Source organism: Parabacteroides sp. Y3-G-102 (assembly GCF_023656845.1).
Taxonomy (GTDB): Bacteria; Bacteroidota; Bacteroidia; order Bacteroidales; family Tannerellaceae; genus Parabacteroides; species Parabacteroides distasonis.
In genome coordinates this window covers 23,035-49,381 of the sequence record NZ_JAMOKU010000009.1, presented here as the reverse complement: position 1 = coordinate 49,381, position 26,347 = coordinate 23,035, and the positions used below count along the sequence as shown (strand labels likewise).

Sequence of the window (26,347 nt, the reverse complement as noted above, 5' to 3'; positions counted from 1 at the left end):
GGGTATAGTCACAAGACCCAGTCTTACAGTTGGCACAGTCCCCTGTACGAAGTACTGCGGTACTTCCTAGAGGGTACTGTAGTACTTCGTGCAGAGTACTACGGTACTTCGTGCACAGTACACTGTCTAAGAATTTAATCGCTCTACCGCTTTCACGCCGTTTACCGCCTTGATCTTTTTCGTCAGCAAGTTTAATGCGGTCGTATCTCTTACCAATACGGTAAAGTTACCTTGGAATAATCCGTCTACCGAGTTGATGTTTAAGGAGCGAAGCGTGACGTTCGATTCTTTTCCGATCACGGAGGTGATGTTGGTGACGATCGCTATATCGTCTCGTCCGATCACCCGCAACGTAACCGTATAGCCATTGTCTCCCTTGCCGCTCCATTTCGCGCGGATGATCCGGTAACCGAAGCGGCTGAACATCTCTTGGGCGTTCGGGCAATCCATACGGTGGATCTTGATACCCTGCGTGGAGACGAAACCGAAAACCTCGTCGCCATAAATCGGGTTGCAGCATTTGGCGAGTTTATATTCGATACCCGTCAGGTTCTTGTCGATCACCAAGACATCCTTGTTTGTCGATATCTCCTCCACCGGAGTCATCGTCACGAATTCCTCTGCGCTACGCACCTCGGTACGCTCGTTCGTCTCCGTCTCCTTGCGGAAAGCCTCCAGATATTCGTCGATTACTTGGTTGGGATCGAGGCGTTCCTCGGCGATCTCGATGTAGAAGTCCGTGACGGTCTTGAATCCTTTCTTCTTGATATAGCGCATCATGGTCGGCTCGTCCATGTCGATCTTCCGGTTCTTGAAGCGGCGCTGCAACATCTCTTTGGCGAATTCCACGGCCTTCACCGTCTCCTCCTTCAAGGCCTGCTTGATCTTCACACGGGCCTTGGAGGTGACGACGAAGTTCAGCCAATCCCGCTTCGGGCTTTGGGCGGGCGACGTGATGACGGATACGCTATCGCCGTTGTTCAAGGTGTATTTGATCGGAACGTTCTTCCCGTTCACTTTCGCCGACACGCATTTGCTTCCCAGCTTCGTGTGGATGGCAAAGGCGAAATCGAGGACCGTCGCTCCCTTGGCCAGCTTGATAAGCTCGCCGGTAGGCGTGAAGACGTAGATCTCATCCTTATATAGATCCATCTTGAAATCCTGCATCAAGTCGAGCGGATTATTCTCCTTGGCCTCCAAGGCGGCACGTACGGTATTCAAGAACTCGTCTAGCCCGCTCTCCGCTTTCACGCCCTTGTATTTCCAATGCGCCGCTAGGCCTCGCTCGGCGATCTCATCCATCCGCCTCGTACGGATCTGCACCTCTACCCATTTATTTTGCGGGCCCATCACCGTGATGTGCAAGCTCTCGTAACCGTTGCTCTTCGGGATAGAGATCCAGTCCTTCATACGCTTCGGGTTGGGCTGGTACATATCGGTGACGATGGAGTAGACTTGCCAGCATTCCGAGCGTTCCTTCTCCAGCGGCGTATCCAATACGATCCGGATAGCGAAAAGATCGTAGATACCCTCGAATTCCACCTGCTGCTTTTTCAGCTTGTTATTAATGGAATGTATGGATTTGGTACGCCCCTTGATATCGAACTTGAATCCTGCCGCTGCCAGCTTCCGCTTGATCGGGGCGATGAACTCGGCGATATAAGCGTCACGGGAACGTTTCGTCTCATTCAGTTTCCGTTTGATGAAGTCATACTGTTTCCTGTCCGTGTATTTCAGGGAAAGGTCTTCCAGCTCGCTCTTGATCGTATATAAGCCCAACCGGTGGGCGAGGGGAGCGTACAAATAAGAGGCCTCGGTAGCCAGCCGGATACGATCATCCTCTTGCATCTGTTTTCCCATACGCATGAGGCAGAGGCGGTCGGCGATCATAAGCAAGATCACACGTACGTCCTCGGCAAACGAGAAAAGCAAATGATGGAAATTCTCCGAGTTGACGGCGGTGTTCCGGGCATACAGGTCGGAGGTCTTCAAGAGGCGACGGATGATCAAGGTCACGTCCGCTCCGAATTTCTGCTCCACTTCCTCTATCGTGATCGCTTTCTTCAATACCGGGCGGTATAATAGGAGGGCGATGACCGAGGTGCGTTTCAAGCCAATCTCCAAGGTGGCGATCAAGGCCGTGTCAATATTTCGCAATAAACCGTTGATACCATTCTTATCCCTGCCGTAGCAATCGAGGGCGACAACCCGCTTCATCAGCTCCTTCATCTTTCGGATATCTTCCCTCTCGAGGAAAGAGTAAAGGTTTCGTAACAGGAGCCTGTATTTGGAGAAGAACAGCTTCTTTTCCTCAGACGTAAAGAATCCAATTGTATCCATAGTTATATCATTTTTATTGCCCGGTTGAGGACAAACCGCAAAACATGCTGTAAAAATACTTTTTTCTATGGAATTTCAACATGTATCTTGCGGTTATTTTATACATTTGCGATACACATAGCGCATAAGTGCCCTGTGGTGTTACTGATGAGATTATTCACATTAAATACTATACTATGTTAAACGCAAACGATTTAGAACAGCTGAAAGCCAAAGGAATCAGCGAAAAACAGATTGAAGAGCAACTCGCTTGCTTCGTAAAAGGTTTCCCTTTCCTTGAGATAGCGGCCTCCGCTTCGGTAGAAAAAGGTATTATGGTAATATCTAAAGAGGAACAGGCTTCTTATATGGATGCTTGGGACGCTTATCTGGCTAAAAACAAGAAAATCGTAAAATTCGTACCTGCCTCCGGCGCTGCTAGCCGTATGTTTAAGAATCTGTACGAGTTCCTTTCTGCGGATTATAAGGAACCGATGAACGCTTTCGAGAAGAAATTCTTTAGCGAGATCGAGAAATTCGCTTTCTATAAGGCTTTGGACAAGAAGTGCGTGGAGAATACAGGGAAAGATATTCCTGCGTTGGTAGCCTTGGGCGAGTACAAGGAGGTGGTATCCAATTTATTGGAGCCGAAAGGCTTGAATTACGGACAGCTACCGAAAGGCTTGTTGCTTTTCCATAAATATGCCGATACGGTTCGTACGGCGATGGAAGAACATTTGGCCGAAGGCGCCATGTACGCCAAGAATAACGCCGGCGAGGTGAATATCCATTTCACGGTATCTCCGGAGCATCAGGCTTTATTCGAGCAATTGGTTGCCGATAAATCTGGCGAGTACGAGGAGAAGTTCTCTGTGAAATACGATGTCTCTTTCAGTATCCAGAAACCGAGTACTGATACGGTAGCGGCCGCTATGGATAACACGCCGTTCCGCGATAAGAATGATAAGTTATTGTTCCGTCCGGGTGGGCATGGAGCCTTGATCGAGAATTTGAACGATGTGGATGCCGACGTGGTATTTATCAAGAATATAGATAACGTGGTTCCGGATAGCTTCAAATGCTCTACGGTTATCTACAAGAAGGTGATCGCCGGTGTCTTGGTAACATTGCAGGAGAAAGCCTTCAGATATCTGGAACAGATCGAGACCGGCAAATATACCCATGCCGAGGTAGAGGAGATGATTCATTTCTTGCAAGACGACCTATGTATCAAGAACCCGGATACGAAATTACTGGAAGACGCCGAGTTAATCCTGTATATCAAGAGCAAACTGCTTCGCCCGTTGCGTGTATGCGGTATGGTGAAGAATGTGGGCGAGCCGGGTGGCGGTCCGTTCCTTGCGGTGAATCCGGACGGTACGGTTTCCTTGCAGGTGCTTGAAAGCTCCCAGATCGATATGAGCGATCCGGCTAAGAAGGCGATGTTTGAGAAGGGTACTCACTTTAATCCCGTGGATTTGGTTTGCGCCGTTAAGAATCACAAGGGAGAGAAATACAACTTGCCGGATTACGTGGATAAGAATACGGGCTTCATCTCTTATAAGAGCAAGGATGGCCGCGAATTGAAAGCGCTGGAATTGCCGGGCTTGTGGAACGGTGCCATGAGCGACTGGAACACGGTATTCGTAGAAGTTCCTATCGAGACATTCAACCCCGTGAAGACGGTGAACGACCTGTTACGCCCCGAACATCAATAAATACCCAGTTGTAGAGACGGGGCGTGCCCCGTCCCTACAACTAGATCCTTATATTTTCGGTAATTCCCACGGTGCCCTGTATTCCTTGCACAATAGTTTATCCGCCTCCGTATCATGGAAACTCTTTCCATCCCACGATAATTTCTTACCCGTGCGATAGGCTATATTCCCTAATTGGGAGAACTTGGCGATATGCGCCCCGATCTCTACGCTGGCATTGCAATTCCGGTTCCGGCTCTTGATACATTCCAAATGATTCTTCGCATGCAAATTCAAGCCACCCTCTCCGTATGACTTCTTCAAGGGAACAGCCTCCATGCGGGCCTGTCCGTTTACCTTTTCCGGAATAACCTCCCAGCCGCCACGATCGATCACCAAGGTACCGTTCTCGCCAACGAATCCTAGGCCATGATTCCGTCCGTAGGCCCCGTCGTCAATGCCGATCGCATGATCCCACATAACGGTGAAGTCCTTGAATGTATAAATGGTTTGCAATAAGTCCGGGGTCTCGCAAGCGTCATCCGGATAACCAAATTTACCTCCGGAAGCCATGATAGACTCCGGTGCGGTGACGTTCATGCCATACAATGCGTAATCCAGTAAATGTACGCCCCAGTCCGTCATCAAACCTCCCGCATAATCCCAGAACCAACGGAATGTGAAATGAAAACGGTTCCGATTGAACGGACGTTTCGGGGCCGGCCCCAGCCACATATCATAGTCCACTCCGGCGGGCACCGCCTCGTCCGGCTTGACGGGGATAGAGGGGCACCAACCTTGATAAGAGAATACACGTACGGTGCGTATCTTACCCAGCTGTCCGCTATGTACGAATTGCATGGCGTCCTGCCAATGCGGATCGCTACGTTGCCATTGGCCTACCTGCACGACCCGGTTGTATTTCTGCGCCGCCCGTACCATGATGTTACATTCCTCGATACTATTTCCCAGCGGTTTCTCACAATACACATCCTTCCCGGCTTGGCAAGCGGATACCATTTGCAGGCAGTGCCAATGATCGGGAGTACCTACGATTACGAGATCGATATCCTTATTGTCTATCAATTTACGCCAGTCTTTATATAAATGCTTTACTTTCTTCCCGGTGATCTTCTCGGTCTCTGCCGCCCGATTATTCAATACGTTCTCGTCAATATCCGACAAGGCGATACACTCTACTTCCGGATTACGAAGGAACGCTTTCAGGTCTTCGAATCCCATGCCGTTACATCCGATAAGCCCGACGCCTATCTTATCGTTTGCGCCCACACCAGCGCTCCCGGCTTTAATGAAAAAAGGACTGATGGTAAGTCCGGCACCGAGCAAAGCGGTCTGCCGGAGAAAATCTCTTCGAGTTGTCATGGTATTACTATTGATTTAAAGTATTTGCAATATTAAGCGAAATCCTTTACAATCGCAAATGATAATAGCTTTTTAACTACTTACTTAGTCGATGAAGTATATATCCTATGGCACTTGAAGTATATATCCTGTGGTACTTGAAGTATATCTGTCCGGTAAGGTTGGTATTGTAAGGATATGTACCATTGCGTCTTTGTAAAAAAAGTTATTAAAAGATATAGGGATGCGATATTGGAGAATATAGTTTAACTTTGTGCATTATGTTCACCCTAAAAGGGCGATGTGTTGTATATAATATAATGTATAGAGTATGACTTTGCGAAATTTGCTTTTCTGTTTTTTTATGGTGATGATCTCTGTTTCATGTATCCGGGAGGAGGCGCCCAATGCGGAAGCGGATATCTTGTCGTGTACGGTGGATGGCGATATATTGAAAGCCGAGCCGGAGATCGACAACGAATCCGTGACACTGACCGTGAAAAGTGACGCCGATATTACAAACCTAGCCCCGGTATTCACCTTGACTCCCGGCGCTACTATCACTCCGGCTAGTGGTTCCGCTTTTGATTTTACGACGCCGAGAACCTATACGGTAACTTCCGAGGATGGTCACTGGACAAAGACTTATACGGTGCGTTGTATCGTCTCCGGCGTAAGCACGGAATATCATTTCGAGCATATAACGATGGAGCCGAAGAATGGACGTTACCAGATATTCTATGACTTTACATCGAATGGAGATTCCGTGACTTGGGCGAGCGGGAATGCCGGATTTGCCTTGACCAATAATAAATTGGAGCCTTTAGACTTCCCAACCATGCAAGACGATAACGGATATGTCGGTAAATGCGCTAAGTTGGTGACCCGCAGCACGGGTAGTTTCGGTAGCGGATTCGGTATGCCTATCGCCGCGGGAAACCTTTTTATCGGTACGTTTGATTTGCTGAACGCTATTCCGGACGCAAGGAAAGGCACGAGATTGGGACGTCCTTTCGATCATGTGCCGACTTACTTGAGTGGTTATTATAAATATAAAGCGGGAGAGTCGTATAAAGTGAATGGCGAGGAGGTAAAAGGTAAGAAAGACCAATGTGATATCTACGCCATCTTCTATGAGACGGATGAGAATGTGAAATATTTGGATGGTTTCAACGGGCTGACAAGCCCGAACCTGATATCCGTTGCCCGGATCAGCGATCAGAAAGAGACGGATGAGTGGACGCGTTTCTATATCCCGTTCGTGGCTAAGCCCGGTAAGGTGATCGATAAGGATAAGCTGGCGAAAGGTGGTTATCAGTTATCCATAGTCTTCTCTTCGAGTTTGAAAGGTGATGTCTTCGAGGGAGCGGAAGGTAGCACGCTTTGGATCGATGAGGTTGAGATAATCCAGTCCGGTGAGAACTAAAAAAACAGAGGATATGAAAAGATATATAGTATTAATAGGTATACTGTGCTTGTCGGGTGTCGTTACGTTGAAGGCGCAGCAGGAAAGAAACCAAGGAATAATCTGGTCTTCCCTAAGGGGATTGGAATATACGGTAAAGGCCGGTATCAATATCGGCGGAACCGCTCCGGTGCCATTGCCTCGTGAGATTCGTGCGATAGATAGTTATCGCCCTACGCTTTGTGTCTCGATAGAGGGCGATATCAAGAAATGGTTCGGCGAGAGCAAGGAATGGGGTATGATGATCGGTCTCCGTCTGGAGAATAAAGGTATGGAGACAAAAGCGACGGTTAAGAATTACAGCATGGAGATCATTGGCTCCGGTGGCGAGAAGCTGAAAGGAAACTGGACCGGCGGCGTGCAGACGAAAGTGGAGAACACTTATTTCTCGATACCGGTCGTGGCTCTTTACCAATTGAATAACCGGGTGAGTTTCTCGGCGGGACCATTTGTCTCGTTCGCTACAAACCGGAACTTCTCCGGCTACGTATACGACGGATATCTGCGTGAGATCAATCCTACCGGTACGAAGGTGGAGTTTTCCGGCGACAACCGTGCTTCCTATGATTTCTCGGATAACTTAAGAAAGTTTCAGTGGGGAGCGCAGATCGGTACAGAATGGAAAGCGTTTAAGCACCTTATCGTATACGCTGACTTGACATGGGGATTGAACGATATCTTCCAAAAGGATTTCGATACGATTACCTTCGGGATGTATCCGATCTATCTGAACGTAGGCTTCGGATATGCGTTTTAGGAATTGATATGAATCAAAATAAGGCTATCCCGGACAAGGATAGCCTTTTTTATTAAAAGATTATTATGGAAATAAATTATTTTTTATAACTTTGGGGCAATAATTCTCAGACCAAGTTACATTTTATCTTATATTATTAACAAAATTACCATGAAAGAAAACACTAAGAAGGGCGTAAGCCGTAGAGAGTTTTTGGGTCTTTCCGCACTAGGATTGGCTAGTTTAACAATTCTTCCCAGTTGGGCCATGAATGGCGTTCGTATCGCTCCGAGCGATCGAGTCGTTTTAGGTTTTATCGGCCTAGGTCAGCAAGCATTATCAGACTTTAAAGGATTTGCCGCATGTCCGGGCGTACAGGTTGCCGCATGTTGTGACGTGGACACGATGAAAACAGAGCGTTTCAGAAGACGTGTCGCTGAATGGCAAGCCTCAAAGGGAATGAACCAACGTTGTGATCAATATGAGTTTTACGAGGATTTGCTGGAGCGTAAGGATATCGACGCTATCGAGGTCGCTACCCCGGACCATTGGCATGCCTTGGCTACGATCCATTCTTGCCAGTCCGGAAAAGACGTGTATTGCCAGAAACCGTTGGCTTATACGATCGCTGAAGGTTTGGCTATGGTAAAAGCCGTACGTAATAATAAACGTGTGCTTCAAGTAGGTAGCCAGCAACGTTCCAGCAGAGAGTTCCAAGCTGCGATCGATATGGTTCAGAATGGAGCCATCGGTCATATAGAGAAAATATATGCACGTGTAGGTGAGCCTCCTACGCCGCTGAGCTTGCCGGAAATGCCGGTTCCCGCTAATTTGAACTTCAATCAGTGGATGGGTCCGTTGAACGATCCGAAGATCCATTATCATCCCGATTTATGTCCTCCTATTTCTCTGGACCCGGAAGAGAACGAGAAACTATGGGGTGCATGGCGTTGGTATCAAGAGACCGGTAATGGTTATACCGCTGACTGGGGCGCTCATATGTTCGATATCGCCCAAGCCGCTATCGGTATGGATGGCTCTGGTCCGGTAGAGTTTACACCTAAGGGATACAATGGCACGCAATATTCAACCATGCGCTATGCGAATGGTATCGTAATGACTGAACAACCTTATTTGGAGGATAATCCGGATGCGCAGGGTATTAAGTTTGTTGGTGATAATGGTTGGATCGAGGTAGCTCGTGGCTACATCAACTGCTCTGATCAGTCTAAGATCCCCGCCGACTTGAAGAATTTGATCGAGAAGCGCCCGAGAATGATGACTCCGGAAGAGCGTAAGAAGATGTATGAGGAATATATGAAGAAGCTGAAAGACAGCAAAAAGAAGGGTAACGATGCGGGTAATTATGAGACTAGTGCTCCGCATATGCAGAACTTCATCGACTGCGTTCGTTCACGTGAGAATCCGATCGCACCGGTTGAGGTAGGTTGCAGTACGAATACGCTTTGCTGTTTACAGAATATTGCCCGTGAGCTAGGCCGTCCGGTTAAATGGAACCCGGCTACATTAAGCTTCGGTAATGATAAGGAGGCGGCTTCCCACCGTTTGTACTGGTATCAATATCGCAACCCGTATTCATTGCCTTATTTCTGTAAATAAGCCTATTTAAATAGAATGGTGTTATGAGTAACAGACGGGATTTCTTAAAAAATATATCTCTCTTTACCGCTGGTGGATTGCTGGCTGGTAAAGCCGGTTCCGTAAATGCGGCGAACGCTGCGTTGGGAGTTGTGGATGAGGTCCATGCCAGCAAAGAGATTGGCTTGCAGATCTATTCTTTATCCCAAGAATTATATAAAGGTGACGTGGCCGCTAATCTTCGGAAGGTGAAGGATATGGGATACTCCAAGCTGGAGTTGGCGGGTTATGGTAAAGGCGCTATCGGAGGTGTTCCTATGATGGACTTCAAGAAAATGGCGGAAGACGCAGGCTTGAAGATCATTAGCTCGCACGTGAATCCAGTCGACGCATCTATCTCTGACCCTTTTAAGGCTATGATTTTCAAATACTCGAAGGAGGTTACCCCAAAGATCATGGAGTATTGGAAAGCTACGGCTGCCGATCATGCGAAACTAGGCTGTAAATATTTGATCCAGCCGATGATGCCGACGATTACTACGCACGATGAGGCTAAACTTGTTTGCGATATTTTCAATCAGGCCTCGGATGTTATCAAGGCGGAAGGTATCGCCACTGGTTTTGGCTATCATAATCATAATATGGAGTTCAATCGGGTCGCGACGAAAGAGCAACAGGAGAAGGTGAAAGGAAATCCTTTCGCCGCTTTCATGAAAGTCGGAGACCAGATTTATGACTTGATGCTGAAAGATACGGACCCGAGCAAGGTTTACTTCGAGATGGATGTTTATTGGACTGTCATGGGACAAAACGATCCTGTCGAGTATATGCAGAAACATCCGGATCGTATCAAGGTATTACATATCAAGGATCGTGCCGTATTCGGCCAAAGTGGTATGATGAACTTTGAGATGATATTCAAGCAAATGTATGCGAACGGAATCAAAGACTATTTCGTAGAGTTGGAGCAGATGCCGGACGGACGTACTCAATTTGCGGGTGTGAAGGATTGCGCCGACTATTTGATCAAGGCTCCTTTTGTAAAATGAAGTAACAATCGATAGATCGTAAGCCTCGGGGTTAATAGACTCCGGGGCTTTTTTATTAGATGAAAGGCAACATAAACGGGTCTATTTTGTTTTTATAAAAAGAAGTTTATATCGCAAAAATCAAGGAAAGGATGAGTTCTAGGATAAGGAAGATATTGAAACATACGGTGATCGCTGTTTTATCGCTGGCTGTATTGTTCCTAGTTTTGAATCTTTTCCTGACAGGTCGTTTGGAGCGGTACCTGAAAAGAGAACTGATAGAGCGTACGGCGAATGCTACGGATGGTTTTTATCGCCTTTCTTTCGATAAGCTTTCTATTAGCTTCTTCAAGGGAGAGCTAAGGTTAGAGGGTATTTCATTGGAGCCGGACTCTAAGGTCTTTGAACATTGGGCCGCCTTGGATAGCTTGCCCGATACCTATGTAAGTACCCGGATTGAGGTGATAGATTTTAAGGGAATTAATTTGGTATGGCGTTGGAATTACCGGCAACTCCATTTCAATACCTTTGAGATCCGCTCGCCGGAGGTTCGTGTATACGGTTCTTCCGGATCAAACCCGTTAGTTTCCGGACTGGCGGCAGATACGGTAGAGCATGCCGAATCGAAGACCTTGTACGAGGTGATCTCTCCATACATAGATGCCCTGAGCGTAAAGACCTTGAACTTGGAAAATGCCAGTATCTCTTATAATGTGGAAAACCAAGTCTCGCCGATTATCTATACGTTGAATAACGTAAGTTTCCATGCGTATGGTTTTATGTTGGATTCTACCTCTTCACGGAGCGGGAAGCTGTTGTATTGCGATAACTTCGATTTTGTCACGAACCAGCCGCAAACCTTGTTGGTAAATAATGATTTTAAGTTGGAGACGGATAGTATATGCCTCAGTACCCAAGATTCCATTATCTATATCCAAAAAATCCAATTGCTTCCGCAAGAATTATTGTGGGGGGAGACCAATCGGAAACCAACGAATTATCTGGAAGGGAAGGTACAAACCGTAGAGATACAAGGGATTCACTTTAGACGGGAAGAAGCCTTGAACTATTTGTCCGCCCGTAATTTTGAGATACAATCTTCGGATATTAAGGTGTATGACTTGACTCGGGAGAAGAAGCAGGCGAATGCCGATGCGGATTCTTTGGTGCAAGCCTTATCGTTATATGATGTGATCTCTCCGGTACTACATAGTATATCCGTGGATCAAATACGAATAGAGCGAACCGCACTTCACTATTCCTTAGCCTTGAAAGGGCAGATAGAGGACTTCTCGATCCCTGAGTTTAATTTCCATGCGGAAGGTCTTCTGATCGACTCCTTGGTAGCTCCGGGCGAGGAACTGAATTATTTTCGTTCCATTGCGTTTGAGGCGAATGATATACAAGGGATCATGAGGGCTCGTAATCATCGGTTCGATATTAAGCGTTTGGCGATGAATACGGCCTTAGGCTCGTTTCATATAGATAGCATGCGACTACGTCCGTTGTCGGTCCGCTCCCGTAATGATTATTTGTCGGGAAGTATCGATACGATCCGGATAGACGGGTTGGCGTACGACAAAGGTGTTAGCGCAGATTTACTGAAGGTTCGGTCGCCTCGCTTGGTTTATTATAAAACGCCTTCTGTTGAATCTCCGGATAAAGGAAAAAGCGCATCTGTAAATAGCCGTGTGGATGTGGAAAGTTTGTTAAATCCTTTCCTTCAGTATCTTTCCATCCGTAAGATCCAGATTCAGAACGCAAATGTGACATTGGAGGATCGTGAGATAAATGACACGACCCGGTACCGACTCAACGGCCTTAATTTCTTTGCTACGAATTTCTTGGTGGATGAGCAAACGAACCGGAGTGGGCAATTGTTTTTCAAGTATGATCATTTTGGTCTTAGTTTCCGGGATTTCGATAACTATTTACCGGGGAAGGATCTGCGTGTGACTATAAGAAAAGGTTCGCTATCCACCGTAAACGGCTCTTTCCGTCTACAGGATGTGACTTTGGCTGCTAAAAAAGACTCGATACGTTTTTCAACCCCATTGATTTCTTTAACGGGAATCCGGATTCCCAAGAATAGCATCTATCAGATCGGGTTTGACCGATTTGATTTATCCGATGGTGATTTTTCTATGTCTTGGGGATCGGATACGACAATATTGCGGACTGAGAGCCAAAAGGATATCCAATTGGCTTTGGAGAATGTGTTTGTGGATTTGAAGAAGAAGACGTTTCAATTAGGTGATCTTCAGCTACAGACGAAGGATATCGATATACCGTTGGATAACGGCTTCTACCATTTGAAAATCGGGGGGCTGGATTTGAGAGAGTCAGGTTTGAGGTTGGATCACGTACATTTAGTCTCGCCTTATTCTAAAATGGAATTCGCTTATAAACAGCCTAAGCATCAAGATTGGTTTGACGTGAAGGTTGGGAACGTGAGATTGACCGACGTGGATATTCCCGGATATTTCTCAACCAAGGAATTACATGTGGGAGGGCTCTGGATAAACGATGTCTTATTACAAAACTTAAAGAACCGGAAGATCCCGGTGGAGCCTCATATCGTCCCGATGATTTATGAGGGTTTGCAAAAGGCTCCGGTCCGTTTCAAGATAGATACGGCTTCCATTGCCAATTTCTCCGTGGTTTATGAGGAATTGCCTGTTAAAGGTGACAAACCCGGTAAGCTTTATTTTACCGATATGAACGGCCAATTCTCAGGATTGACCAATATCGTTTCCTATCCGGAGCAATTCATCAGATTGCATGCGGACGGGAACCTGATGGGATCGGGGCATTTCACGGCTACATGGCAACTCCCCGTGGATTCATTATATGACCGCTTTCTATTGGATGCCCGTTTGGATAGCCTAGACTTGCTTTCCTTAAATGAGATCATAAAACCTCTGGCGCCGGCGGAAGTAGTGAGCGGTTGGGCACAGGATGTGGTCTTTCATATGGATGCCTCAAGCCGGAAAGGCCGGATACGGTTAGACTTCCCGTACCGGAAATTGAAAGTGGCTTTATTGAAAGAGAAAGACGGAGAGACCACACAAAAAGGTTTCTTGTCGAGATTGGCGAACTTAGTTCTACGGGATAATAATCCGGCTCATCCGGAGCGAAAAGATAGTAAATTGCGTAAGGTCGATATGGAAATTGTGCGAGATCCGTATCATTCCACGTTTAACTATCTATGGCAGATGCTAAGACCAGCCTTGGTGGAATCAGTTGGAGTCTCGAAAAAAGAACAGGATGCGGCCTTGAAAGTGGCAGGTTTCTTCACGAAGGTAAAGCGCTTTTTCGGTCTCGATAAAAAGAAGGATAAGCGGGAGGAGATTGATACAAATAATAAGGAAATAGAACCTTTAAAAGAATAAATAATGGAATATACAGTAAATCACTATCCGGAGAAACATCGTTTCGAGGTAGTAGAAGACGGCTTGACAGCCTATGTGGAATATCGTTTAAGAGGAGATGCCTTGGACATTATCCATACCATTGTCCCAAAAAACTTGGAAGGGCGTGGGATTGCGGCGACTCTTGTTGAAACAGCTTATAAATACGCAAAGGAACAGGGGTTGCGCCCTTTGGCTACCTGTTCCTATGCGGTTGTGTGGTTAAAACGCCATCCGGAGTTTTAATCCTTGATCGTAATACCTAACATTCTAGCGATGTCCAGTGCTTGTAAGGAGGTTACGGTAGCACCTTTCAACTCTCCTCCGGGAATCGAGCCAATACGTATACCGGCGATCTCGGAGGAAGTAAGATCGATCCCTTTCAAAGAGGTCCGGTGAAACTCGGCCTCTACTAAATTACAATGTTCGAATTCTACGTTCGTAAATTGGCAATTGTCCAATCCGCCTCCTCGTAAAAAGCATTGATTAAAAGATACGTTCCGGAGTTTGCTCATGGAGAAGATTACATAATCTCCTTTGCAATCCCGGATGGTAGTATGATTAAAGATCGATTCGGAGAAATTCGTTCCGGTAAGTTTACATCCAATGAACTCTACCCGGTAAAAGCCACATCCGGATAAATTTATATTTGATAGATCACAGTTCTTAAATACCACATCGCTAAACTGAGATTTACGATAATTGCAAGCAATGAAACCACAATTGGTGAATAAGCAGGAATTAACGGATAGGTTCTGTTTAGATACGTCCTCGACGCATAATCCATTGAAAGAACATTCCGCAAAATCATCCTCTTGTCTGGATATACAATCCATCCAGTCCACATCCTCCCGTAAGTTTTTTACCAATCTAGGCGCTGTTATTTTCAACATGTTATTGTTTCCTATTTTAATTTAGATGGTAAAGATAACGGATTTGGGCTAAATAAACGATATCTTTACTTTATAGTTCATTTTAGCAATATCGGAAAAGTGTGTTCGGGATAATTCTTCTACTTTTGCCTTGAAATCCTAAGAATCATGCGAATAAAGACAACGACAAAGACAGAGTATCAACAACGTATCAATGTATTGGTTGAATACATAAATAATCACTTAGGCGAGGATATCGATCTAAATAAGCTGGCGGAGATATCCGGATTCTCTCGTTGGCATTTTCATCGGATCTTTGCGGAGTTCTTAGGGGAACCGGTTGGTACGTTTATCGTTAGGATGCGGGTTGAGACGGCCGCTCGGCTTTTGCGTTACACGGAAATACCTGTCAAGGAGATCGCCTATAAGGTAGGATATGACGTACCCTCTTCTTTGTCTAAGGTTTTTCGCCAGTTTTATGGGATTTCTCCAAATGAATATAGAAACAATAAAGATTATGTAATTATGGAGCCGAATAGAATAATGCCCGATATGGAATTGAAGGTCGAGGTAAAAGATTTACCCGGCAAACAAGTAGCCTACATTCGTCTAAACGGAGGGTATAAAGAAATCGATTATCTGGGAACTTGGATGCGCTTGCTCCAATTCGCCAAGGAGCAAAACATCCAGCCATTGAGTTTTTCACCGATCTGCTTGTACCATGATGATCCGAAAGTGACCTCACCGGATAAGCTGCGTACCGATATTTGTATGGAAGTCGCTCCTTCGGTTTGCCCTAAAGGGGAGATTGGTACGAAAAAGGTATTGGAAGGGCGTTTTATGGTCGCTCTTTATAAGGGAACTTATCAGCAATTAGGGGCTGTGTATGATACGCTTTACGGCAAATATCTCCCCGAGATGGGTCTTTCCTTACGAGAAGTGCCTAGCGGCGAGATCTACTTGAATGATCCTCGTAATACGAAGCCGGAGGATTTATTGACTCAGATTTATGTGGCGGTAGAATAATAAGAGCTAGAGAGGTTTCTGAAGTGAATAAATGAATTAATCTTGATTGCCGTCTTCTATAATTAGCGGCAATCAAGATTTTTAATATTTTAGATGCGATAGTATGATGTGATAACTTATATACTTGCTTTTACAAATTCATTATCGATCCAATAAGTCGCTTCTTCGGAAGTGAATTTCAATATACAATAGCTCGGATCTATTACTCCTCCAGGGAAATGAGCGAACATCCAGTCAGACCAAAGGGCTTTCTTGATTTCCATATCGGAAACGATCTCGACCTTACCCGTTAACACGATACTGTCTCCTCCTTTCATAAAGCAAACTCCGGCTTTCGGGTTGAGTTGGAATTGTATTGTCTTATCAGAGAACGTGCCTGTAGAGAACCATATTTGGGAAATACCATCCGCTTTTATTTTTCCCATAGGAACCGGACGGGGATAACCCTCTTCCGTAACAGACGCGAGCATAGCGGTATCACATTCCGTTAATATGGAAATTGCTTTTTCCTCGATTAGCTTGAGGTCTATCATCTGGACGGGTATACATAAATCGATCATACATTTATCTTGTGGATGTTGATCGAGGGGGATGCTTTGATAGATCTCGAATGATTTGCCCGCACAAGGTTTGCATTGGTGTTTGGATGTAAGCGTGTACATCAAGCTCCATGCGGCGGGTATTTCATCCGTTCCTATCTCAAAATGCCCGATCGCATAAAGTCCTCCGGATAATAATCCTTTTGAGATCTCATTTTCTCCCTCTACCTCTTGAGGCACTGTTAAACCGATATCCACACTTAACTCCTTTCCTTCGTGTTGGTAAACTGATATAAGTTTATTTGCTGGACCGGTTATAAGTCCTTTTGGCCCGGCCCATTGCATAAGCTTTCTGATAGAGCTTGGGATAAAGCTTATATCTCCTTGATGATGAAGATACACGATGTGTGTAGCTTGTAGTTCTTTTAGTTCAAAAGTGTAATTCATAAGATTCTTATTTGTAAAAGTTCAATAGTGCAAACATACGGAATGACTATTCTTTCTGGTTGTAAAAAAACGACTTTTTATGTGATAGATTCTTGCGATTTTATTTTTAATCAAATATAAGTAAGCGGTTCATCCGCAGGATTTGGTAAAGTAAGGAAGTAAGAGGGAACGTCTCCCGCTAAACGCTTGAATTCTTTGATAAAGTGGGAATGGTCATAGTAGCCGCAATCTAAGGCGATGCTGCTTAAGTCCGTGTGTGGGGCGTTCCTCAGTACTTCTATGGCATATTGGAATTTTATGATCCGGCTGAATTCTTTGGGAGTATATCCGGTGGCATCCTTGAACTTACGTTGGAAATGCCGCTGGCAAATGCAAATCTTGTCGATCAAGTTTTGTACGGGTAGCTGTCCGCAGGACTGTTTTATAAATGAGGTGGCGTATATAATTTGTCTGTCTACTTGAATGGATTGGGTGAGAAGGCGTATAAGATAGCCTTCGATAATGCGGATACGGACGGAATCGTCCGGCTGTTCGCAAAGCATCTCGGCAAAGGAATTATCGAATAAAAGGTTAATATCTGAAGACTGGATGCGAAGATCGGCAAACTGTCCCAAAGGCTCATTCGTGAAAGCTGCCAGCCCACAGGGTTGGAAACGAACTCCTAGCATATGTAGGGAATCTGTCGTAGCGGTAAGATTGGAATAAGACCTCATGGGACCGACAAAAAAGGAACGATAAGGCTGCATGATCATTTGATGCTCATCCGCGGGAATTGTCATATTCCCGATGGAAAAGATGAAATCCGTGCAGCCGTCCGCTAAAATCTTAAAGCGTGTTCCTATTTCCGCATAACCTTTAAACACCCAAAACTTATCGATGAAGGGTGCTAAAAGGGCGCATGGGGTAAATTCTCGATACATACGATTTTATTCAAATAGTAGATCCTATGATTTGTTTTATTTCTTTTCCAAAAGATACATATAATCGCCATAACCTTCTTCTTTCATTTTTGCTTTGGGAATAAATCTCAGGGATGCGCTGTTGATGCAGTATCGTAATCCGCCCTTATCTGTCGGACCATCATTAAATACGTGTCCCAGATGTGCGTCTCCTGTTTTACTGCGCACCTCTATCCGTTTCATGCCATGAGAATTATCGGTATTTTCCATAACAAGGTCTTTATCTATCGGTTTTGAGAAGCTAGGCCACCCACAACCGGAGTCGAACTTATCTGTCGATATGAACAAAGGCTCTCCTGTGGTGATATCTACGTAAATACCTTCACGCTTTTCGTTCCAATATTCATTTTTAAATGCTCTTTCCGTGGCATTTTCTTGTGTTACCGCATATTGCTCGGCCGTCAGTTTGGAGCGTAGTGTCGTATCATCCTGTTTCTGGAATTTCTTTTCAGAAAGGGGCTTGCCGGTCGTTTTCTCCTTATTTGCTTTACGTGCGAAATCGAATAGTTCCGGACTTATATGGCAATAACCGTCCGGATGTTTGCCTAAGTAATCTTGATGATATTCTTCTGCCGGATAGAAATTAACTAATGGCTCCACCTCGACAACGATGGGCTTGGAGTACTTTTTAGCCAATGTCTCTATAGCCTCTTTGATGATAGGCAGATCGGCGGCGTTGGTGTAATAAATGCCGGTACGGTATTGTGATCCTCTGTCATTACCTTGCCGATTGAGACTTGTAGGGTCTATGGTCTTGAAGTATAGTTCTAACAATAGTTTTAAATCGGCTTGTTGAGGATCGTAGCTTACTTCTACTGTCTCGGCAAATCCGGTATTGTCGTTACATACCTGTTCGTAGGTTGGATTTTTGATGCTTGTTTTACCGTTGGCATAACCCACTTGGGTACTAGTAACACCATTGATTTGTTTCATGAAATGTTCTGTTCCCCAGAAACATCCTCCGGCAAAAAAGATTTTACTTTGTGCATTCATTTTAGTTGTTTTAGATAGTTGATCACTCATTTTTGTTTGTGCGATTACTAAACCGCTTGCCAATAGCAAAACGATAGTCAAAATTACATGTTTCATCTTATATATATATTATTATATAACCAAAATATTAAGAAAATGGTTTCAACTAAAAGTCGTATGCCTTCATGCGGAGGATTATATGCTTGGCTATTATTTGATTTTTGTCCCACCGAATACCTCGCTCATATCCATATGGTCAAGAGCCGTGTCTATCTGATTGATCTCGGCGGGATTTATCTTTATATCCACAGCTCCCGCATTCTCTTTTAGCCGGCAGAGATGACGAGTTCCGGGAATAGGAACGATCCACGGCTTTTTTTGTAGCATCCAAGCTAGGGATATTTGTGCGGGAGTAGCATGATGCTCATCGGCCAGATGGTTTATGAGATCTAGAAGAGGCTTGTTCTTCTCGAAACTTTCTTTTTTGAATTGCGGCATAGTTGCCCGGTAATCATTTTGAGGGTTGAATACGCTTTTGACATCATAGCAAGCGGAAAGTAAACCGTTTGCCAATGGCGAGAAAGCAACGAAGCCAATGCCTAATTCCTCTAGAGAGGGGAAAAGGTTTTCATGCCAACGTGCCATCATGGAATAACGATTTTGTATGGCGGTTATAGGACAGACCTTATGCGCACGGCGAATATAGTCCTCGCCCGCCTCTGATATACCCCAATGCAATACTTTGCCTTCCTTGATCAAGTAGGCCATCGTGTCAGCTACCTCTTCCGGTTCTACTTGGGGATCTATGCGATGCTGATAGTAAAGGTCAAGATGGTCTGTCTTAAGTCTGGCTAAAGAACCTTCCACGGCTAAACGAATCGACTTCGGTTTAGAATTCGGGATAAGGGGATAAGGGCCACATTCGCTAGACTTATCAAAAGTGAGTCCAAACTTAGTAGCGATCACGATTTTATCACGAAATGGCTTTAAGGCATCGCCTAAAAGCTCCTCATTGTCATGAGGATTCGTGTTTGTACCATATACTTCGGCCGTATCGAAGAAGGTATATCCCATATCAACGGCGAGGGCAAATAATTCCGTCATCTCTTTTCTGTCGGCAGGTGCGCCATAAGCATGGCTCATACCCATGCAACCCAATCCTATAGCTGAGACCCTAAGTCCGCTTAATCCCAAAACTCTGTATTCCATATTTATTTATATTTTATCTGAGCGCAAAGTTGGGAAGAAGTATCTCCACCGGTGTAACAACAATTGCGGATATAAATACAATTATTTCGGTTTTCTGTAAAAATGGTGATACAATCCGTAATCTGTATTCATTCTGTATGATTGGGTAAATGTATCTTAGCGGTCAAAAAATAACAGAATATGAAGAGTAAAATTATTGTAGTTTTATTAATTATGAACATGGTAATAAGTGCTTCCGCACAAAATCAGAATCAGTATGGATTGGTATATCGCGATGCGATAAGTGAAAATGTGGTTGGAAAAGTAACTATACATCCTGTCTCGTATGAGGTTGGAGGTATAGGGGTAGTGGCGAATGTCTATACTCCTGCGAATTATGATTCCTCAAAAGAGTATGTAGCTATTGTTGTTGCTCATCCTAATGGGGGCGTGAAAGAACAAGTTGCGGGTCTCTATGCGCAACGGCTGGCAGAGCTTGGATATATAACTATCGCTGCCGATGCGCGTTATCAAGGAGCAAGTGGTGGTGAGCCTCGGAATACAGATCGTCCGGCCAACCGGATAGAAGATATTCATGGTATGGTGGATTTCATATCTCAATATCCGGGTGTAGATGCCAGTCGTATAGGTGCGCTTGGTATTTGTGGCGGTGGAGGTTACACGCTTGGGGCTGCACAGGGTGATAAACGGATAAAGGCGGTCGCTACACTCAGCATGTTTAATTCGGGGCGTGTACGTCGTAATGGTTTTCAGGATTCCCAGATAAATACCATACAACAACGTTTAACCCAAGCGGCTGAGGCTAGAAATGAAGAGGCCAAAGGCAAAGTTCTATACACGGGTGAGATGAATATCTCCGATGAGGAGGCGGCGAAACTACCGTTTGCCCTATATCGTGATGGTTATGAGTATTACTTTAAAACCCATGCTCATCCGAATTCGACATTTCGCTATACCATGAGCAGTTTATTGGATCTTATGACTTGGGATGCTACGGATCATATCGACTTGATCGACCAGCCTTTGCTATTGATCGCCGGAAGTGATGCCGATACAAAATATATGTCTGACGAAGCTTTTGAAAAGGCTACCGGAACAAAAGATAAAGAGATGTATCTTATTCCAGGAGCGGAGCATATCAAAACTTATTTTGTCCCGGAATATGTGAATCTAGCGGTAAATAAAATGAAAGATTTCTTCGGGATGAAATTGTAATTTGATTAAATTTGTACGATCTAAAATGGGGGTATCATGAAATATGACAAAGATAGTGTTATTATCTCTGATAGTCTGAATGGGCTTGGGACAGATATTTATAAAGAGTATCTGTCTCATGCCTTGTGTTTGGGTGGAGCATGTAAATTCGAGTTCAATGGAAATCCATTCGAGTTACATGAAGGGGATTGTATGATTGTGCGTAAAGGAAAACTGGTTGAGAAGATCACCCCATCTGCGGATTTTAAGGTTAAAGTCATTTATGTCACTCCCCAATTCATTGAGCTTTGTACTCCCCAGAGTAATTATGGAATGAAAGGCCAGTTATCTTTGTTCCTGAATCCTGTGATGCGTCTGGATCGCGAGCAACAGGATATCTGTAAGAAAGATTTCGAGAATATAGAGTATAGGTTTAACAATGAAAACCATAATTTTTATCGTGACATAATGATTAATGTGATCCAGACAATGATTCTGGATTTCTTCGATTTTCACTCACATATTTATGGGGAGGAGAAGATCTCGGCCCAATATGCCTCCATTATGAGTAAGTTCCTGCAAATGCTGGAAGATGGGGTTTATCGCCAGCATAGAGACGTTACATACTATGCCTCGGAATTATGCGTGACGCCGAAGTATTTATCGGAAGTGACGAAAAAGGTGAGTGGCTATGCGGCAAATTATTGGATTAACCGTTATACGATATTGGATATATCACGGCTTTTGCGTGATAAGTCATTATCTTTCGTTTATATTTCCGATTTGTTTGGTTTCTCTTCTCCCTCTTATTTCAGCCGTTATGTGCAGCATAATTTAGGTATAAAGTCCTCAGATTATAGGGAGTGACCTTGTAAGCTAGCTTCACTCCTTTCCTTTTCGGTAAAATTTGTAGTTGACACCGACTTTTTTGTATTGTCTCAAAACTCCTTTGGTCGTAACTTCGCAACGAAGAATAGGTATAAATAGATGATGGAAAACTATTTATATATAATGTATAATCAAATTAATAAAGCCATGCAAAAAATTATGAGATCATTATTTATCGCGACATTGTTGTTGGTATCGATGGGAATGGGTGCCTATGCGCAGGAAACAAAAAAGACATTTACTCCGGAACAGCAGGAGATGATAGATTTGTCTAATGCGAAATGGAAATGGATGTCAGAAAAAGATGTGGATAAGCTCGACGCCCTCTTCCACGAGAACTCTATGTTTGTACATATGGGTGGTTCGTGGGGTAAGCAGCCGGAGCTTGATGTGATCCGTACGGGAAACATACATTACAAGCATGCGGAGATACATGATGTAGATGTTAAATTCGCCGGTTGCGCCGGAATCGTATATAGCCGTATTCATCTTAATTCGGTAGTTGGTGGTAGGGAGGTCAGGTTCCCTTTCATCGTGACTGAGACGTACGTGAAGGAAGACGGACAATGGAAACTTGCTACCTTAGCATTTACTCGTACGGTAGGAGAATAATGATAAATACATATGAATATGAGACAGAACTTTCTAATCCGGCTTTTCTGCCTATGTTTGTTCCCGGTTTTCACCATGGCGCAAAATATGGATAATTTCAGACAACCGTACCCCTTGGGTACTAAGTTGCCGGAAGCGTCCGCGAAGAACTTCATTGGTCAGGCGTATATCGCTCCGATTACGGTTAATAGGGAGCTGAATGTCCCAATGTCTAATGTCACTTTTGAGCCTCGTTGCCGGAATAATTGGCATTATCATAAAGGGGGGCAGATACTTGTCGCGTCAGCAGGCATAGGCTACTATCAGGAAAAGGGGAAACCGGCCAGAAGATTGTATCCGGGGGATATCGTGGAAATTGCGCCTGACGTGATTCACTGGCATGGGGCGGCTCCGGATAGCTGGTTTGCTCACGTTGCCGTAAGTTGCAATCCTCAAACGAATGAGGCGGTGTGGCTCAGTCCGGTGGGAGAGAAGGAATATCAAGAAGCGACAAGCCAAGCGGAGAATGTGTATGCCGAAGCAAACCGGGTATTGGAAGCCAGGGAACAAGCCATTGTCTCTATCGCGGCGTACACGGGCAAGGGAGACTTGGCGCATCTGAGACAGGCGCTTGTGAAAGGACTTGAATCCGGTATGACCGTTAATGAAGTAAACGAAGTACTAATACATGCCTATGCTTATTGTGGATTTCCTCGCAGCTTAAGAGCCATACAGACATTTATGCAAGTCATTGAAGAGAGAAAAAACATGGGAATTAAAGATGTAGAGGGTCGTGAAGCCTCTGCTATCGAGGACGGTGGGAGTCGATATGAGCGGGGACGGGATATTCTGGCGGAAATATCGGGTACGTCTGCTTCTGTCCCTAAAACCGGATATGCGGTATTTGCCCCGACGATCGAACGTTTCCTCAAGGAACATCTGTTCGCGGACCTTTTTGAGCGCGACTTATTGACATATAGGGAGCGTGAATTAGCGACCGTGTCTGTATTGGCAGGCGTTGGCGGTGTTGAACCTATGGCTTACGGCCATATGTCAATTTGCTTGCATCTGGGTATTACGCCAGAGCAACTTACGGCTTTGCTAAATATCGTAGAGATAAACCTAGGGAAAAAGAGTTCAGATCCATTACGTGATGTGCTCGGACAATTAACGGATAAAAAATGAATCAGAAGAATATGAAGAAGATTTTATTATTAGCATTATTAATACCCGTGTTTGGAATGGCAGATGCCCAGGATTTGGTGATCGCTAAACAAGGACATTTCTCCGTAGGAGGACAAACCATACAGCGTCCGGGTACGTATGACAACAGTAAGTTTGTCGGTTGGGCTACCCAAGTCGAGACCGGGCAGAGCTATCGTGCGGATCATGCTTTCGTAGATTTCCAAGTTCCGGCCCATGCGAAAAAATTGCCTTTGGTTTATGTTCATGGTTATGGTGGCTCTGGGATATGTTGGCAAATGACACCCGATGGGCGGGATGGTTTCGCTACTCTCATGTTATGCCGGGGATATAGCAGTTACGTGATGGATCTTCCCGGTCGTGGCCGTGCCGGAAGGACATCTGCTACGACTACGGTCAAGCCGCTGGCCGATGAGATGTTCTGGTTTGACATCTGGCGTATCGGGATTTGGCCGGAATATAACAAAGGTGTGCAGTTTCCGTCTGATTCAGCCTATCTATCGCAGTTTTTCCGGGAGATGACGCCCGATATCAGTGATCACAAACAAGATGTACCGGCAATCAATGCCTTGACGGAAAAAATAGGGGACAATATCCTTGTAACACATTCGGCGGGAGGTTTCCCGGGATGGATGGCCGCTATACAAAATCCGAATGTCAAGGCTGTCGTTTCATATGAGCCGGGTGGCTATGTGTTTCCCGAGGGGGAGGTGCCCGATCCGATCGCCGGACTTACCGGTGGGGCGACTGGAGTAGCTATTCCTATGGAACAGTTCTTGCGACTTACCCGGATTCCAATCGTAATGTATTTCGGTGATTATATTCCGGAGACTCCATCAGAGAATCTTGGTGGCGAGAATTGGCGTGTACGTCTGCAAATGGGACGTAAATTCGTGGAGGCCATAAATAGGCATGGGGGAAACGCGACCTTAGTTGAGTTGCCCAAGATCGGTATTTATGGTAATACCCATTTCTTGATGCAGGATTTGAATAATGGCCAACTAGCGGATCTGCTGGGCGAATGGTTGGAAAAGAATGATCTTGGCAAATAGCATTGGGAATGGTTCTTTTAAGAACTTGCTGATTTTACATTTTGTTATCGGATTAGATAATCGGTAATATATCCTCCCAAATATGTTTCTTCAAGTCAACGCAGCCATTCTTCTTGAAGGTAATGCCTTCTTTCTCCAATAATCCCCGTTGTTCCGCCCAGTTGGGAGCTAATCTGCCTTGGCTGTTTACCACCCGGTGGCAAGGCAGGTTCAGTTCTTTCGGGACGTTGAACATTGCCTGCCCTACCATACGGGAACATTGTGGCCTTCGGGCGAGCTTGGCTAGCTGCCCGTAGGTAACCACACATCCTTCTGGTATCTCTCTGACGATGTTATAAACTTCCGTATAAAAATCAGCCTTCATTGATTCTGGTTTTTATTTTCGCCCATGCGTGTGTATCGTATAGGGAGGAGTTACGCATTGTCTGATACATCGTCTTGAAACGTGACATCGGGATCGTGAGACTTAATAAGTTGCTTTCCACATATGGTCGGACCGAGGGATCGAAGAAACCAAGGAACGTGCGGTGACCTCCTTGTCTATTTTCGTTGACAGTGAGCGTGATGGTGGAGCTGCAACCGGAACCAAATGGTGTGGAGACGGCATCCGGATTATTGTTGTCGAAAAAGGTCCAAGTAATTAACCCTGACAAGATATCCGGAGTTGCGAGGAACAAAAGCCCCTCTACCTTTTCAAACGAGGTTAATCGATCGATCCTTGCGAAATGGAGGTATGGGAGGGAGGACCTTTGTACGTTCATGCCTTTTATACCCTCGACTACCATTTCCGGAGTTTGCTTATATCTCTCTTTTAAAGAGACAAAATTGGGGACATGCTCTGGCATAGGGGTGAATCCTGTATAAAACTTTCCACCTCCGCAGCCAACGCTATCTCCGTTCATACTGATAATCTCGCCTTGCCTAATAGCGGGAAGGGCCTTGAATAAACAGCCTTGTGTCTGCTTTAATTCTCCAAGTAGAGAATCGGAATACCAGAAAGCGATCGGCAATTCCGCCTTTAGAGAAAATGCTTCGTAATAATTGTTGATGAAAGTTTGAATATCCATATGCGATTGATTTAGGTTGATTTATACTTACCAATCGATTTCCGGGATGCCTTTACCCCGTAAGAAATCATTAGCCTTACTGAAATGCTTACAACCGAAGAAACCATATTCGGCGGAGCGGGGAGATGGATGTACGGTCGTTAGGACCAAATGCTGGCTCGTATCGATAAGGGAAATCTTGGCTTTTGCGTAACTACCCCATAACATGAATACTAGATTTTCCCGTTCGTCGCTTAATTTCTTGATAACGGCGTCCGTGAATGTTTCCCATCCCCTGTTCCGGTGCGAACCTGTTTGGTGGGCACGGACCGTGAGGACGGAATTCATCGGAAATACGCCTTGGCTTACCCAACGATCCAAATTCCCGGAGGAAGGGATCGGTTTCCCAAGATCATCGTGGATCTCTTTGAATATATTCATCAAGGAGCCGGGAATCGCCACGCCATCGGGTACCGAGAAACAGACCCCGTAGTATTGCCCCGGATTTGGATAGGGGTCTTGTCCCAAGATAACGACTTTAACCTTCTCGAACGGGCATGCGTTAAATATATGGAATATCTGAGGCCCGGGAGGAAGTACGTGCGCTTGCTTATATTCGTTTTTGACAAATGTCACCAATTGCTCGAAATAAGGCTTGTCAAATTCTTCTTGCAGACGTTTTCTCCAACTTTCATCTATTCTAACATTCATGGTGTTTTTCTTATTCTTCCAC

Annotated in this window: 23 protein-coding genes and 1 pseudogene; 13 read left to right on the top strand and 11 right to left on the bottom strand. The window is 45.0% G+C overall.

Features of this window, described 5'->3' with window-relative positions:
- Positions 1-126 precede the first annotated feature (126 nt).
- Complete coding sequence (locus tag NBH16_RS06110; RefSeq protein WP_008780065.1) at positions 127-2,340, bottom strand: RelA/SpoT family protein; 2,214 nt, start codon at positions 2,338-2,340, stop codon at positions 127-129.
- A 176-nt stretch (positions 2,341-2,516) separates the two neighbouring features.
- Between NBH16_RS06110 and NBH16_RS06105 the strand changes: the two genes are divergently transcribed.
- Positions 2,517-4,037 (top strand): DUF4301 family protein, encoded by a 1,521-nt coding sequence (locus tag NBH16_RS06105; protein WP_005854486.1) that lies wholly within the window; start codon positions 2,517-2,519, stop codon positions 4,035-4,037.
- A 48-nt stretch (positions 4,038-4,085) separates the two neighbouring features.
- Here the strand turns inward: NBH16_RS06105 and NBH16_RS06100 are convergent, their stop codons facing one another.
- On the bottom strand, positions 4,086-5,399 hold the full coding sequence (locus tag NBH16_RS06100; protein WP_011966673.1) for a Gfo/Idh/MocA family protein: 1,314 nt from the start codon (positions 5,397-5,399) through the stop codon (positions 4,086-4,088).
- Between the two features lie 310 nt (positions 5,400-5,709).
- Here NBH16_RS06100 and NBH16_RS06095 point away from each other — a divergent pair, with 310 nt between their 5' ends.
- The 6 genes from NBH16_RS06095 to NBH16_RS06070 all read left to right on the top strand — a co-directional run bounded on the left by NBH16_RS06095 (position 5,710) and on the right by NBH16_RS06070 (position 13,862).
- Positions 5,710-6,804 carry a PCMD domain-containing protein gene (locus NBH16_RS06095; protein WP_005854489.1) on the top strand — a complete coding sequence of 365 codons (1,095 nt, stop codon included), beginning with the start codon at positions 5,710-5,712 and terminating at the stop codon, positions 6,802-6,804.
- A 13-nt stretch (positions 6,805-6,817) separates the two neighbouring features.
- On the top strand, positions 6,818-7,600 hold the full coding sequence (locus NBH16_RS06090; RefSeq protein WP_005864412.1) for a porin family protein: 783 nt from the start codon (positions 6,818-6,820) through the stop codon (positions 7,598-7,600).
- A 150-nt stretch (positions 7,601-7,750) separates the two neighbouring features.
- Positions 7,751-9,199, top strand: a complete 1,449-nt coding sequence (locus NBH16_RS06085; protein ID WP_057317133.1) for a Gfo/Idh/MocA family protein — start codon at positions 7,751-7,753, stop codon at positions 9,197-9,199.
- Between the two features lie 23 nt (positions 9,200-9,222).
- Positions 9,223-10,227, top strand: a complete 1,005-nt coding sequence (locus tag NBH16_RS06080) for a sugar phosphate isomerase/epimerase family protein (protein WP_195283820.1) — start codon at positions 9,223-9,225, stop codon at positions 10,225-10,227.
- Positions 10,228-10,358: 131 nt separating this feature from the next.
- Positions 10,359-13,598 (top strand): DUF748 domain-containing protein, encoded by a 3,240-nt coding sequence (locus tag NBH16_RS06075; protein WP_250788223.1) that lies wholly within the window; start codon positions 10,359-10,361, stop codon positions 13,596-13,598.
- A 3-nt stretch (positions 13,599-13,601) separates the two neighbouring features.
- A complete protein-coding gene (locus NBH16_RS06070) occupies positions 13,602-13,862 on the top strand; it encodes a GNAT family N-acetyltransferase (RefSeq protein ID WP_005864416.1) in 261 nt (86 codons plus the stop codon).
- Here the strand turns inward: NBH16_RS06070 and NBH16_RS06065 are convergent.
- Positions 13,859-14,509, bottom strand: coding sequence for a pentapeptide repeat-containing protein (locus NBH16_RS06065; protein ID WP_005864417.1), 651 nt, complete (start codon positions 14,507-14,509; stop codon positions 13,859-13,861). The two genes, NBH16_RS06070 and NBH16_RS06065, sit on opposite strands and share 4 nt — an antisense overlap.
- A gap of 147 nt (positions 14,510-14,656) precedes the next feature.
- On the opposite strand from NBH16_RS06065, the gene NBH16_RS06060 reads away from it, so the two are divergent.
- Complete coding sequence (locus NBH16_RS06060; protein WP_005864418.1) at positions 14,657-15,514, top strand: AraC family transcriptional regulator; 858 nt, start codon at positions 14,657-14,659, stop codon at positions 15,512-15,514.
- A gap of 116 nt (positions 15,515-15,630) precedes the next feature.
- On the opposite strand, the gene NBH16_RS06055 is transcribed toward NBH16_RS06060, so the two are convergent.
- From NBH16_RS06055 to NBH16_RS06035, 5 genes and pseudogenes are all read right to left on the bottom strand, one after another.
- Complete coding sequence (locus NBH16_RS06055) at positions 15,631-16,047, bottom strand: pyridoxamine 5'-phosphate oxidase family protein (protein WP_227154481.1); 417 nt, start codon at positions 16,045-16,047, stop codon at positions 15,631-15,633.
- 15 nt (positions 16,048-16,062) lie between these two features.
- Positions 16,063-16,500, bottom strand: a pseudogene (locus tag NBH16_RS06050) (AraC family transcriptional regulator); the annotation flags it as partial.
- Positions 16,501-16,610: 110 nt separating this feature from the next.
- Positions 16,611-17,420: a helix-turn-helix domain-containing protein gene (locus NBH16_RS06045; RefSeq protein WP_036613207.1), complete on the bottom strand. Its 810-nt coding sequence runs from the start codon at positions 17,418-17,420 to the stop codon at positions 16,611-16,613.
- A gap of 36 nt (positions 17,421-17,456) precedes the next feature.
- Positions 17,457-18,548, bottom strand: coding sequence for a peptide-methionine (R)-S-oxide reductase MsrB (gene msrB / locus NBH16_RS06040; protein WP_005864421.1), 1,092 nt, complete (start codon positions 18,546-18,548; stop codon positions 17,457-17,459).
- Between the two features lie 93 nt (positions 18,549-18,641).
- Entirely contained in the window at positions 18,642-19,640 is a 999-nt protein-coding gene (locus NBH16_RS06035; protein WP_005864422.1) for an aldo/keto reductase, read from the bottom strand.
- A gap of 180 nt (positions 19,641-19,820) precedes the next feature.
- Between NBH16_RS06035 and NBH16_RS06030 the strand changes: the two genes are divergently transcribed.
- The 5 genes from NBH16_RS06030 (at position 19,821) to NBH16_RS06010 (ending at position 24,568) form a co-directional block, all read left to right on the top strand.
- Positions 19,821-20,855: an alpha/beta hydrolase gene (locus tag NBH16_RS06030; protein WP_005864424.1), complete on the top strand. Its 1,035-nt coding sequence runs from the start codon at positions 19,821-19,823 to the stop codon at positions 20,853-20,855.
- Positions 20,856-20,891: 36 nt separating this feature from the next.
- Positions 20,892-21,701: a helix-turn-helix domain-containing protein gene (locus tag NBH16_RS06025; RefSeq protein ID WP_146374962.1), complete on the top strand. Its 810-nt coding sequence runs from the start codon at positions 20,892-20,894 to the stop codon at positions 21,699-21,701.
- Between the two features lie 180 nt (positions 21,702-21,881).
- Positions 21,882-22,334 (top strand): nuclear transport factor 2 family protein, encoded by a 453-nt coding sequence (locus NBH16_RS06020; protein ID WP_034527285.1) that lies wholly within the window; start codon positions 21,882-21,884, stop codon positions 22,332-22,334.
- Positions 22,335-22,346: 12 nt separating this feature from the next.
- The gene (locus tag NBH16_RS06015; protein ID WP_122368793.1) at positions 22,347-23,498 is read left to right on the top strand and encodes a cupin domain-containing carboxymuconolactone decarboxylase family protein; all 1,152 of its coding nucleotides are present in this window, start codon (positions 22,347-22,349) and stop codon (positions 23,496-23,498) included.
- A gap of 11 nt (positions 23,499-23,509) precedes the next feature.
- Positions 23,510-24,568, top strand: coding sequence for an alpha/beta hydrolase (locus NBH16_RS06010; RefSeq protein WP_122368891.1), 1,059 nt, complete (start codon positions 23,510-23,512; stop codon positions 24,566-24,568).
- 52 nt (positions 24,569-24,620) lie between these two features.
- Here NBH16_RS06010 and NBH16_RS06005 read toward each other — a convergent pair whose 3' ends face one another.
- The 3 genes from NBH16_RS06005 to ung are packed head-to-tail and all read right to left on the bottom strand — an operon-like array spanning position 24,621 to position 26,325.
- Entirely contained in the window at positions 24,621-24,932 is a 312-nt protein-coding gene (locus tag NBH16_RS06005; RefSeq protein ID WP_005864435.1) for an MGMT family protein, read from the bottom strand.
- Complete coding sequence (locus NBH16_RS06000; protein ID WP_048927592.1) at positions 24,922-25,635, bottom strand: DUF169 domain-containing protein; 714 nt, start codon at positions 25,633-25,635, stop codon at positions 24,922-24,924. The genes NBH16_RS06005 and NBH16_RS06000 overlap by 11 nt, the downstream gene beginning before the upstream one ends.
- Before the next feature lie 27 nt (positions 25,636-25,662).
- Positions 25,663-26,325, bottom strand: coding sequence for a uracil-DNA glycosylase (gene ung, locus NBH16_RS05995; RefSeq protein WP_250788222.1), 663 nt, complete (start codon positions 26,323-26,325; stop codon positions 25,663-25,665).
- Between the last annotated feature and the right edge of the window lie 22 nt (positions 26,326-26,347).